The 11,160-nt window shown below is 43.3% G+C and carries 20 protein-coding genes and 1 pseudogene; 20 read left to right on the top strand and 1 reads right to left on the bottom strand.

The window, feature by feature from the left end; genetic code table 11:
• From FNY66_RS15010 to FNY66_RS14925, 19 genes are all read left to right on the top strand, one after another.
• Positions 1-371: Fic family protein (locus FNY66_RS15010; RefSeq protein ID WP_330581368.1), on the top strand; the 371-nt coding region annotated here is incomplete at its 5' end.
• Positions 372-457: 86 nt separating this feature from the next.
• Positions 458-1,045, top strand: coding sequence for a GNAT family N-acetyltransferase (locus FNY66_RS15005; protein WP_150311650.1), 588 nt, complete (start codon positions 458-460; stop codon positions 1,043-1,045).
• A 36-nt stretch (positions 1,046-1,081) separates the two neighbouring features.
• A complete protein-coding gene (locus tag FNY66_RS15000; protein ID WP_150311649.1) occupies positions 1,082-1,687 on the top strand; it encodes a DUF1349 domain-containing protein in 606 nt (201 codons plus the stop codon).
• A 51-nt stretch (positions 1,688-1,738) separates the two neighbouring features.
• Positions 1,739-2,077: an LPS biosynthesis protein gene (locus FNY66_RS14995; RefSeq protein WP_150311648.1), complete on the top strand. Its 339-nt coding sequence runs from the start codon at positions 1,739-1,741 to the stop codon at positions 2,075-2,077.
• A 47-nt stretch (positions 2,078-2,124) separates the two neighbouring features.
• Positions 2,125-2,628 carry a hypothetical protein gene (locus FNY66_RS14990; protein WP_087151260.1) on the top strand — a complete coding sequence of 168 codons (504 nt, stop codon included), beginning with the start codon at positions 2,125-2,127 and terminating at the stop codon, positions 2,626-2,628.
• 21 nt (positions 2,629-2,649) lie between these two features.
• A complete protein-coding gene (locus tag FNY66_RS14985; protein WP_229409555.1) occupies positions 2,650-3,189 on the top strand; it encodes an AAA family ATPase in 540 nt (179 codons plus the stop codon).
• A gap of 25 nt (positions 3,190-3,214) precedes the next feature.
• Positions 3,215-3,826, top strand: coding sequence for a Type 1 glutamine amidotransferase-like domain-containing protein (locus FNY66_RS14980; protein ID WP_087151261.1), 612 nt, complete (start codon positions 3,215-3,217; stop codon positions 3,824-3,826).
• 47 nt (positions 3,827-3,873) lie between these two features.
• Positions 3,874-4,074, top strand: coding sequence for a PF20097 family protein (locus FNY66_RS14975; RefSeq protein ID WP_087151262.1), 201 nt, complete (start codon positions 3,874-3,876; stop codon positions 4,072-4,074).
• A 19-nt stretch (positions 4,075-4,093) separates the two neighbouring features.
• Positions 4,094-4,750 carry an SdpI family protein gene (locus tag FNY66_RS14970; protein ID WP_087151263.1) on the top strand — a complete coding sequence of 219 codons (657 nt, stop codon included), beginning with the start codon at positions 4,094-4,096 and terminating at the stop codon, positions 4,748-4,750.
• A gap of 56 nt (positions 4,751-4,806) precedes the next feature.
• Positions 4,807-5,028 (top strand): hypothetical protein, encoded by a 222-nt coding sequence (locus tag FNY66_RS15570; protein WP_087151264.1) that lies wholly within the window; start codon positions 4,807-4,809, stop codon positions 5,026-5,028.
• Positions 4,998-5,504, top strand: coding sequence for an HTH domain-containing protein (locus FNY66_RS14965; protein WP_087151265.1), 507 nt, complete (start codon positions 4,998-5,000; stop codon positions 5,502-5,504). The genes FNY66_RS15570 and FNY66_RS14965 overlap by 31 nt, the downstream gene beginning before the upstream one ends.
• On the top strand, positions 5,501-5,995 hold the full coding sequence (locus FNY66_RS14960) for a GNAT family N-acetyltransferase (protein WP_190324857.1): 495 nt from the start codon (positions 5,501-5,503) through the stop codon (positions 5,993-5,995). The genes FNY66_RS14965 and FNY66_RS14960 overlap by 4 nt, the downstream gene beginning before the upstream one ends.
• Before the next feature lie 14 nt (positions 5,996-6,009).
• A complete protein-coding gene (locus FNY66_RS14955) occupies positions 6,010-6,588 on the top strand; it encodes a DUF3267 domain-containing protein (RefSeq protein WP_087151266.1) in 579 nt (192 codons plus the stop codon).
• Positions 6,589-6,629: 41 nt separating this feature from the next.
• Positions 6,630-7,331 (top strand): hypothetical protein, encoded by a 702-nt coding sequence (locus FNY66_RS14950; protein ID WP_150311647.1) that lies wholly within the window; start codon positions 6,630-6,632, stop codon positions 7,329-7,331.
• Positions 7,332-7,345: 14 nt separating this feature from the next.
• Entirely contained in the window at positions 7,346-8,011 is a 666-nt protein-coding gene (locus FNY66_RS14945; RefSeq protein ID WP_150311646.1) for a DNA alkylation repair protein, read from the top strand.
• A 15-nt stretch (positions 8,012-8,026) separates the two neighbouring features.
• The gene (locus FNY66_RS14940; RefSeq protein WP_150311645.1) at positions 8,027-8,596 is read left to right on the top strand and encodes a GNAT family N-acetyltransferase; all 570 of its coding nucleotides are present in this window, start codon (positions 8,027-8,029) and stop codon (positions 8,594-8,596) included.
• 14 nt (positions 8,597-8,610) lie between these two features.
• Positions 8,611-9,060 carry a hypothetical protein gene (locus FNY66_RS14935; RefSeq protein WP_150311644.1) on the top strand — a complete coding sequence of 150 codons (450 nt, stop codon included), beginning with the start codon at positions 8,611-8,613 and terminating at the stop codon, positions 9,058-9,060.
• Between the two features lie 26 nt (positions 9,061-9,086).
• On the top strand, positions 9,087-9,464 hold the full coding sequence (locus FNY66_RS14930; RefSeq protein ID WP_087151311.1) for a GNAT family N-acetyltransferase: 378 nt from the start codon (positions 9,087-9,089) through the stop codon (positions 9,462-9,464).
• A gap of 5 nt (positions 9,465-9,469) precedes the next feature.
• Positions 9,470-9,706 (top strand): RDAC family protein, encoded by a 237-nt coding sequence (locus tag FNY66_RS14925; RefSeq protein WP_087151270.1) that lies wholly within the window; start codon positions 9,470-9,472, stop codon positions 9,704-9,706.
• Between the two features lie 40 nt (positions 9,707-9,746).
• Here the strand turns inward: FNY66_RS14925 and FNY66_RS14920 are convergent, their stop codons facing one another.
• Entirely contained in the window at positions 9,747-10,517 is a 771-nt protein-coding gene (locus FNY66_RS14920; RefSeq protein WP_229409554.1) for a 3-isopropylmalate dehydrogenase, read from the bottom strand.
• Between the two features lie 375 nt (positions 10,518-10,892).
• On the opposite strand from FNY66_RS14920, the pseudogene FNY66_RS14915 reads away from it, so the two are divergent.
• Positions 10,893-11,160, top strand: a pseudogene (locus tag FNY66_RS14915) (GNAT family N-acetyltransferase); the annotation flags it as partial.

The following is an 11,160-nucleotide window of genomic DNA, read 5'->3' as shown; positions in this document are numbered from 1 at the left end:
ATATTCCGATTGAAAGCCAGATTGAGAAGTTTCAGGATGAATATTATGATGCGATTGCCAAGTGCCATGCAGATGGTGAATCTACGATTTTTATTGAGTTTATTCTCTCGCAGATAGACAAGAGTTTGGATGATATTTCTATTCAGGTCAGTGAGAGTGATGCATATATTTCGGAAGCTATTAAAAAATTGCTCGAGGTCATGGAATACGATATTCCGTATACAAGCAAAATACTCATGGAAAAGCTGGGATTAAAATCCAAAGAGGGATTCCGCAGAAATTACTTGCGTCCGGCAATAGATATGAATCTTATCTGTATGACAATACCAGATAAACCTAATAGCAGAAATCAGAGATATGTTAAAGTTTAGGACTTTTCTGATCAGGGAGGGGAACATATAAAGAAGCAGGGGATAGAACATTTGTCTGTATCGTAAAGAAAAAGAGGAAAAGTAATATGAATACACCGCGTCTTGAGACGGACAGGCTGATATTAAGAAAGTTTACTGAGGACGATCTGGAAGCGCTGTATTACATTCACAGCGATGAGGAAGTAAACAGGTTCCTTCCGTGGTTTCCGTTGAGGAATATGGAAGATGCCAGGGCATTTTACGAAGAACGGTTCATGAGCAGATATAGAGAAGAAAGGGCATATAATTATGCAGTATGCCTGAAAGAAAATGATTATCCTGTCGGGTATGTTAATGTCAGTATGGATGACAGCTATGATTTCGGGTATGGACTGAGAAGGGAGTTCTGGCACCGGGGAATCATCACGGAAGCCGGGAAAGCAGTTATCGAACAGTTGTGGAAAGACGGAATTCCTTATATTATAGCGACTCATGATGTAAATAATCCGAGGAGCGGCAGCGTAATGAAGCGCCTCGGGATGAAATACAGGTATTCGTATCAAGAACAGTGGCAGCCTAAAAACATTCAGGTCATATTCCGGATGTATCAGCTCAATCTTGACGGTAATGAAAACAGGATTTATCAAAGATACTGGGATAACTCGGAGGTTCATTTTATTGAAAGAGATGTATAAATTTCAAAGAATACAGAAGAAGTTAAGGAGGAGCATATGGATTTTAGTAAGTTTAATTGGACAAGAGAACCGGAAAGCTGCACGATAACAGACGAAACAGTGGAAATCGTTACAAAACCTCACACAGATCTGTGGCAGAGGACATATTATCATTTCCGCAATGACAACGCGCCAGTCTTTCAGATGGAGACAGAGGAAAAATATTTCAGTTTCGTAGTAAAGACTGATTTTGCAGAGAGCCATCACCGGTTTGACCAGTGCGGCATTGTCATGTACCTGGACAGCGAGAACTGGCTGAAAGGATCTATTGAATATGAGAATGAAGAATATCAGCATCTCGGAAGCGTAGTGACGAATAACGGATACTCGGACTGGGCGACAACGGTCATAGGCGCAGATGTAAAGTCCATGTGGTATCGCTTCAGCCGCAGGGAGGATGATTACTGCATCGAATGCTCTGAGGACGGCGTTCATTTTCAGCAGATGCGCATCTGCCATATGCACAGAGGAGACGGGAAAATACAGTTCGGTATCTATGCCTGTTCACCGGAGGAATCCTCATTTAAGGCTGTGTTCTCCCATATGAAGCTGACAGAGTGCCAGTGGAAAGCACATGACGGGCAGCAGCCGGATGAGTGTTAAGAGCAGGGCTTGCCGGAAGTAAAAATTGAGTAATAAGAAGGAGTACAGAAGATGATTATTGAGGGAAATCAGAAAGAACTTGACGCAATGAAAGAGTTTCATAAAGGAAACCGCAAAGAAGGGCTCAGGCTTCAGGAAGAATTTGCTGCGGAATTCAGAGAAGAGTATAAGGATAAAGATCACTGTCCCTGTATGAAAGCCTGCCGCTATCACGGTAACTGCAAGGAGTGTGTGGCGATACACAGGGCGCATCAGGAGCACGTTCCAAACTGTATGAGGCCGCTGCTTAATAAGAAGATAAAGCTGCTTTCCGAGCTTACGGAACATACGATTGCGAATGAAATCGAGCCGCCGAAGGAAGTGCTGAGAAAAGAATTTCAACAGGATTAAGCGGTCGTTTGCGGAAAATTCAGAATAATGAAAAGGGAGACAGGAGCATGACATTCGATTTTTATCCGTGGATACTCGATATCGATGTAGAAGCTACAAAACAGCTGTATGCACAGAATGATTTTGCAAAAGACAAAGCGGTAAATGAGAGATTTGTGAGTGCACTTTCGGCAGAGCAGAAAGAGTTTTTTGATTCTGTGGGAGTTGACCCGATGTGTGTGCGGGCAGAGGAAAAGGTGCACGATATACCGGACGATGGAGAGGTAACGGGCGGGAAAATTTATATGCGGACTTTCGATTTCCTGATGTGCGGCAGGATTGTGGCGCTGCCGGAATTTTACCGGGAGATATACAGCGATGAAGATGTGTTCGGAAACACACTCCCGGAGACTCTTGAGACAGTGCAGCTCGATGAGGATAAAATACCGTTTTACAATCTGGGAGAATTCGGCGTTATATTTAAGCATCCTTATTTCAGAGATCCGAAGAAGTTTTCTGACTGGGACTGCGGTTATATTATGGGTTCCATATTGACGATGAAAGGTCTCTGAAAGACACGGAAAGAAGAGTATATGAGAAAGTCAGTTTCAGCTATGAAAAATAAAACAAAAAAACTCTATCTGATCGGCGGTCCTATGGGGGTAGGTAAAACGACAGCCGGACAGCTTCTAAAAATAAGACTGGACAACTGTGTGTTTCTTGACGGCGACTGGTGCTGGGATATGGAACCGTTCCAGGTGACAACGGAAACAAAGAAAATGGTTATAGAGAATATATGTTTTCTGCTGAATAACTTTATCCGCTGTCCTGCATATGAAAATATTATATTTTCCTGGGTGATGCAGGAACAGATGATCGTGGATAATATTATATCCCGGCTGAATACGGAGAACTGTAGTATCATAAAGTTATCTCTTATCTGCACAGAGAAGACGCTTCAGGAAAGACTGGAAAAGGATGTGGCGGACGGAGTCCGGAAATCAGACGTAATCGCGAGAGGTCTTGCCTATCTTCCTCTATATTCAAAAGTAGGAAGTGTGAAAATAGATACATCGGAAAAAACACCAGAAGAGATAGTGGAAGAGATTATAAACGTGTCGGATAATGGTTAAATTACGACGGGGAGAGTGCGGAATTATGAAGAAATTAATACTGGTATCTATGCTTTATCAGACTACGGATCTGGTGCGGACGATCGCACCGGAACTGGAAGGGAAAACGGTGACTTACATCCCTACGGCAGGTATTGCAGAAGAAGTTGAGGGAATGGTAGAGAAGGAGACGAGCACCCTGGAAAGTCTCGGGCTGACAGTTGATGTGCTAGAGGTTTCCACCTCTTCCCAAGAAGAAATAGTGGACAGCCTGAAGAGGAATGACGTCATCTTTGTTGGCGGTGGAAATACATTTTTCCTGCTGCAGGAGTTAAGGCGTTCCGGAGCCGATCAGATACTGATCCGGGAAGTGGAAAAAGGAAAATTGTACATAGGAGAGTCGGCCGGATCTATTATAACCTGCCCGGATATCGGGTATTGCGCAGATATGGACAGCCCGGAGAAAGCTCCTGATCTGACCGATTATGCCGGTTTGAATCTGGTGGACTTCTATATCGTGCCTCATATCGGGAATGAGGAGATGGGAGAAGCGGCGGAGGAAGCAGTTGAGAAATATAGTTCCGAACTTGAGTTAAAAGCAATCACAGATGAACAGGTGATACTGGTGGAAGATAGCGAAGTTAAGGTTTTGAAGTGACAGTCTTGTCTTTATGGTATCGGGAATGCGCCGGGGAGGGAAGAACGATGAAATGTCCATATTGTGGAAATGAGATGAGGGAAGGAAAGATATGCGCTATCGGCAGCGGTGCTGCGCTGGAATGGAAAGAAAGAGGGGAAGCTTTCAGACTGAACACCGAGCCGAAGATGGTGGCGGTCATGAATGGAGACTGTACATCAGGATATCGGTGTGAAAAATGTAAGAAGATTATTTTGGAATACGAGTAAGGAAGGGAGGAACCCCCGTATGGCTACTGTGATTATGGCATTGCTTTATGTTCTTGAGGGAGCTATCCTGACGGTAACAGCAGTTGTTACAGGGATAAAACATTCTGAATTTCCGGATGTCAGGGTCGGGTACCATGTGCGTGACGCAATGGAAAGTAAAGAAAAATGGAACGATGCGAATGTGATCGCAGGTCTGGTCAGCGGCGTTTTTGCAGTAATATTTTTTGCTGCGGCTATATTAGTGTATTGGAATAGAATTGATACAGATATATCAATTGTACTTTTCTTCATCTTATCGGCGATTTCGATAGGTAGTGTGCTGCTTATTCCGACATATTTATTAAAAATGTCAGCACGGTTAAGAAAGAAAGCCAAAACGGTCATAAGAAATATTCTAATAGTTATATTTGTTATCGCAGCAGCCTGGATCGGATGGCTGTGCGCATATTACAACACCAAAAATGCGGACAATCTTCCGTCATTAGAGAATTTGCAGACGGAAGATCTGGACGATCTTGTCGGGTATCAACGCGGCCAGCTGATCAGTGTATGGGATCAGCCGGATGATACGATCAGCATAGACCAGGATGTGTGGCACCTGGAAGGAGAAGAGTATCTTCTTGTAACATATGGAACAAGTGGAAAAGTCAAAGATGCTGAATTTGTGATTCCATAATCTCATCCGGAACGGTGGATATTGTAAAAGTGCATCCTATGAAGGAGTGAAAAAGTATGAAAAGAGAAGTGCTGTTTATTTTTCTTATGGTTGTCGGACTGCTTACAGGGTGTCAGGCGGCAGGCTCAACCTCGCCAGAACTTCCCACCCCCGGAAAATTTATATTCGACAGAAGATTCTCAGATCCTGCTCGCATTCTGCAGGGAAGAGCTTATTCCGTATTTAAAATATGTGGAGGGATAGCGTTATGGACCAGGAAAAGAACGAACAAGTTATAGAAGTGAAATTGGGACCGGGAATGCGAGAGATAGATGATCTTCCGGTTTTGCTGAAAAGATGTATAGACGAGGGTTTCCCTCTTGTCGCCATAAGCCGGGCAACGAAGCTGCCGGAGGCGGAACTGCAGGAATACCTCAATGGAAATATGCCATCGGACTTTTCGCGGACAGAGTATCTTAATATATTTCTGATACTCCTGCTCCATGAAAAGCCTGTATCAGATACTTATTATCGTGACCTGATGGACGGGCTGACCCATGTCTTTGAAATCCCGGAAGACACAATCGCACGGTATGCGGGTGTGAGTGCCGATGAGCTGAATGAGTTTGAAAAAAGTGATAAGAGAGAACATATCGAGAGATGTATCGCGCATCTTTTTGTTACATTTATGAGGGATTCCAGATTTACGTGTGAAAACGGACCATGGGTGATCGAAGGCTGCGGAGAAGCGGATCAGAAAGAAGAGAATCAATGAGACGAGACTTTAAGGGTGAACTGAAAGAGATCAGAGAAATCAAAGAGAATAAAAAGCAGTATTTAGATCTGCTCCTTCTGGCAGATGAGCAGGAGGACATGATCGACCGTTATCTTGAAAGAGGAACGATGTATGTTCTGGATGACGATGGTGTAAAGGCGGAGTGTGTTGTGACCGATGAGGGTGACGGGATACTGGAGATCAAAAACATTGCCGTTGCACCCGACAGTCAGAGATGCGGATACGGAAGAAGGATGATTCAATTCCTTGAAGAGGCTTACAGCGGACGTTTTGACATTCTTCAGGTTGGTACGGGTGACAGTCCATTGACGATTCCGTTTTATGAGAGCTGCGGATTCAGGAGATCACATGTGGTTAAGGGCTTTTTCACAGAGTACTATGACCATCCGATCTATGAGGACGGGCGTCAGCTTACGGACATGATATATCTTAGGATGAACCTGACCACAGAAAACGATCCGGAGAAATAGATTGGAGAACAGCCATGAAATTACACTATAAAGGAAAATATGACTTGAATCCTGAGTCTTTGCCGCACGGTGAACATAAGCCGGGAGCTGTCAGATTTAAAGAGGCAAAAGACACGAAAGAACTTGGGGTGATAGCAAATGTTCTTTGCCTTGTGATTATAATCGTGCTGGTGATTTTGGTATTTGTTCGATGCAGGCATTATATCACGGGGAACATGTGGCAGATACTTGTCGGTGCTCTGGCTTCAATGGCGGTCCTTTTTCCGCATGAACTTTTACACGCAGTCTGTTTTAAGGGGGATGTGTATCTGTATACCAACTGGGCACAGGGAATAGTGTTTGTTGTCGGGCCAGAGACGATGAGCAAGGCAAGATTTGTATTGATGTCCCTGCTGCCCAATATTGTATTTGGAGTTATTCCCTTTATTATCGGAATGCTTTATCCCTGCTGGCTGTTTCTGGCAATGCTGGGAGTCTGCGCGATAGGAATGGGTGCGGGCGATTATTATAACGTATACAATGCTTTGACACAGATGCCGAAAGGTGCAAGGACGTACCTGTATCAGTTCAATTCTTACTGGTATATGCCTTGAGATAAAGCTGAAGAAATTAAAAAGGAAGGGAGAAGAAATTTATGGAAGAATTCCAAAAGGATCAGATGGGAGAACAAACCGGTAAAACAGAGGAAAATAGCGGGGAAATGGAATTCCCCATTGACCAACCGGAACAAACTGTGAAAAAGCCGTCGGTAAATATACGTCTGCTTGCAAAATGGATAAACGTACTGTTCTGGCTTGTTATTGTAGTTAACATTGCAAGTCTGTTTACAAGTGAGAATGTGACAAATGCTGTGCCGCCGCTTGCGCTTGCCGGGCAGATCATAAGTATAGCGGCTGAGGCTATCTATGGTATCATCCTGTTGAAAATAGCATCTGAGAGTTTGCGATACCGTAACGCGGCGATTTGCTGTTTTATTTCTGCTGCGTTCAGTATCATCCTGATCCCAGTGACAGACGGAACAGAATTTCTGCTGGCAATTCCCGTGGTAATCGTTACCATCGTGGTCGATATGCTGGGAGAATACTATGAATTTATGGGGCATACAGATGTTTTGTGTGACGTGGATACAGTTCTCTCAGATAAATGGTTCAATTTGTGGAAATGGTATCTGGGAACGTTTTTATGTATAATCAGCGGCACAGTTTTGGCAGTGATACTCCCGCTCATAGGTTTGCTGGTCGTATTGGCAGCTACGGTTGGAACACTGGTTGTAAACGTGCTGAAAATCGTTTACCTATATAAGACTGCAAAAGCATTTCGCACTTTTCCGCAGTAAGAAAGGAGACTCCGGTGGGCAAGTATACAGAGCTCAAAAGAATATTTGAGGAGAATCAGGACCCGGAAAATGCCGTGAAAATGGAAAAATACATGAGGAATCTCTTCATCTTCTACGGGATACCGACTCCAAAACGGAAGAAACTGTACAGAGACTTTCTGAAAGAAGAGAAAAGAAATAAGATAATAGACTGGGGATTCCTCGATCAGTGTTACGAAGATGAGCACAGAGAATTTCAGTATCTTGTAACAGACTATCTTTCCGAACTGAATCTATTACTCACATATGATGATATACCGGCGATAAGAAAATTTATCGACAGGAAACAGTGGTGGGATACGATAGACGGTCTGGATCAGGTGATCGGAAAGATCGGGCTGAGAGATGAGCGTGTGGACGCGCTTATGCTGGAGTGGTCAGAGGATGCGAACTTCTGGGTGAGACGTGTCGCTATTGACCATCAGCTTTTGAGAAAAGAGAGAACAAATACGACACTGCAGGAGAAGATTATTGTCAATAATCTCGGCAGCAGTGAATTCTTTATCAACAAAGCGATCGGGTGGAGCCTGCGGGATTATTCAAAGACGGATCCGGAGTGGGTGAGGGATTTTATAGACAGACACAGAGACCGGATGGATAAGCTGAGCATCCGGGAGGCATGTAAGTATATAAAAGAATGAACCGGAGACAGTAACATGGAAAATATAGTGATAAGAAATGCAGCAGTGGAGGATGCGCAGGAGCTCCTCGACATCTATTCATATTATGTAAAGAATACGGCAATCTCATTTGAATATGAGGTGCCGTCTCTGGAAGAATTCAGAAATCGGATACGAAATACGCTGAAAAAGTATCCGTATCTCTGCATTCTTAAAGATGGAATAATCAAAGGATATGCCTATGCGGGAGCATTTGTAGGGCGTGCCGCGTATGACTGGTCCGCAGAAATGACAGTGTATATAGCGCATGATGCGAGAAAGTGCGGACTGGGCAGAAGAATATACGAGGCGCTTGAAGCAGCTCTGAAAGAAATGGGAATTCTGAATCTGTACGCATGTATTGGTTATCCGGACGAGGAGGATCAGTATCTTACGAAAAACAGCGCACAGTTTCATCAGCATATGGGATACAAAACAGTCGGCGAATTTCATAACTGCGGATATAAATTTGATCGTTGGTATAATATGATCTGGATGGAAAAAATCATAGGAGAGCACGGGAAAAACCAGGGTGCTGTAAAAGATTTTATTTCTGGCATGTATTAAGGAGTGGAATTACAATGCTCAAACTCATACCAATAAGATTCTGGAAAAATATTTCACTTGCTTTATTTTTAATAGGCCTGTCTTTTACTCTGGTCGGAACTTTCTGCATTAAAGGAAATCTGGTCGTTCATTGGAGCGATGGAGGAGTACCAAACAATTATGCAGGAAAATGGTTTTTATGGGTGTTGGTTTTATTATCAGCGATATCCATGTTCACATATAACAGCATTACGAAAGAGAATGCCTGTCCAGTAGGATTCGGCGGCCCGGTAAGTCCGGAAATGGCAGGAGCATTATCAGCCGGATTGACCGGTATTTTTTCGCTTGTTGCGGTAACGTTGGTTGTTTACAGTTTCTATTCGGAGATCATGGTTCCGATTATCGGCACAGTGCTTATTATTGTAATGCTTATTGTATTTCCCTTGATCGCGTATTTACGGAACAGAAGGAACAGGGATAAATAAGCTAAAAACAGACAGGAGATATGATTATGGAATATATTATTGATGATTTCAAATTAAGTGCTGAAAGTTTTCTTTCTCTGGCTCAGAAAGTCTGGCCGGGGGATTATAATATTGAAAAGACACAGAAAGCTCTGGGATCGACTATAAATATTACAGCATATGAAGGAAAGAGACTTGTGGGGTGTATCAGAATCTTAACAGATGGATATTACTTCGGCACGATCACTGAATTGCTTATACTTCCTGAGTTTCAGAAACAGGGAATCGGGAGCAGACTGTTAAACCTGGCAAAAGAAAATACACCGACATACCTGTATTTCGGTGCACAGCCGGGATTAGAAGAATTTTATGAAAAGAACGGCTGTCGAAAAAGTCTGCAGTCGTATGAAATTTCGAAAAGGTGATGACGATGAAGATTGATTTCGCAGATATTGTGCTTTTGAATGCTGAACTCAAAAAAAGAAATACACGCTATCATGTAACTTATAAAGATGAAAATACTGCCTGTATAGAGCCGCCGGGAGAATGCTGTCTGACAGATGATTTAAAAACACATGCTATGGAGTGCATCAGAGATTATTACAGGCAAAAAGGCGTGCGGGTTCATTTTTCTGAAGATGAGCTGTATTTTACATGTGACAAATAGGTTCAAGAGGGGTACTGCCAATGCTGGCGCCCCCTCTCTCTTATTCAAGAATCTCCCGGACCTGTTCCAGCGAAATGCCGCATTTCCCGGCGATTTCTTCCTCAGAATTTCCCTGTGCCGAGAGTCTGAAAATAAGTTTTGCAAGGCGGATACCTTCAGCTTTGCCGCGCTCCATTCCCTTTGCGTTTTCTTCTTGTAGTTCTTCAGCAAAAAGTTCTTTTAACGCATCGCACATTTTTCGCTCAGCCTCCATTTCTTTCCAGTTTGCCCGTGTGATCAGGTTCATCACAGCGGCGTAGTCTTTCGAGTGTCGGTTTTTCTCATACCTGGCAACGATATCCCGGATTTCCCTGCCGGCTTTCAGATCTGTTCTCAGATTCTGCAGCCAGTAGTTTTCATCCTGTGTCAGCTTGTGAGTGATCAGAAGCTGTATGGGAATTGCGTCTCCTGTCAGATAATATATTCCATCATCCTGAAAAGTGGCAGTAATGCCACGCATTTCCTCCAGATGTCTTAGCATCTCACGGGGATAATGGCTGCATACAAAAGTAATTGTAAGTTCCCGCGGATCGATGGCCTTTATTTTATCAGTATTGGACTGATAGAAACAGGTATAACCATATACTTTGTAAAAGTCATTTACACTGAGATAATCTCCCGGAGCTTTGTATTCTATGATATTGTGTGTTCTGAATATCCTGCTGATTGTTTTGTTAAGTGTAATATCTTTCAGCTTTTTGATAATGAGAATATCAATCTGTGGAGGTTTTTTGTTTAGCGGATATTCTTCATACATTTCGAGAAATTCCATTTCCTCCTGCAGAGTGATTCGAAGCGCGGCACTAAAAGCAGGATGCCATTGTAACTTAGTGTTCTCCATTTCTCTCCTTTCAGTATATCGGATTCGTTTATTTGTTGCAACAAATGAGATTACTTTTATCGCGTTGTCAATGGCATCATCCCTTTCTTAAAGCGGCACAATAGTATGCAAAATAATAAAACAGGTTGAAATAGCTCTGATCTGTTGCCTGCGGATTACCGATAATAGCTGCCGCCGAAGCGGCTTCTTGCACTTTACGGATATATCGGTACATGCTAAGATAGAAAATAAGCAAAGAAGTGTGGAAGTCCGAACAAGGGCGGCTCTATGAACTCAGGAGACAGAAACGAAAAGAGAAGCAAAAAACATGAGGATTTTGTGCCGGAGCTTGATTTCGTGGCGGAACTGGACGGCCAGGTGGTCGGGAATATCATGTACACGAAGGCTAAACTGACGGATGAAAACGGAACAGAAAAGGAAATCCTTACATTCGGGCCGGTCAGCATCCTGCCGGAGTATCAGAGAAATGGATACGGGAAAATGCTGATCGAACATTCCGCTCAGAGGGCGTTAGAACTCGGATATGAGGTGATTGTTATATTCGGAAGTCCTGCAAACTATGTAAGCTGCGGCT

The organism is Mediterraneibacter catenae (assembly GCF_008691045.1).
Classification (GTDB): Bacteria; Bacillota; Clostridia; order Lachnospirales; family Lachnospiraceae; genus Mediterraneibacter; species Mediterraneibacter ornithocaccae.
This window is presented reverse-complemented; position numbering and strand designations above follow the sequence as displayed.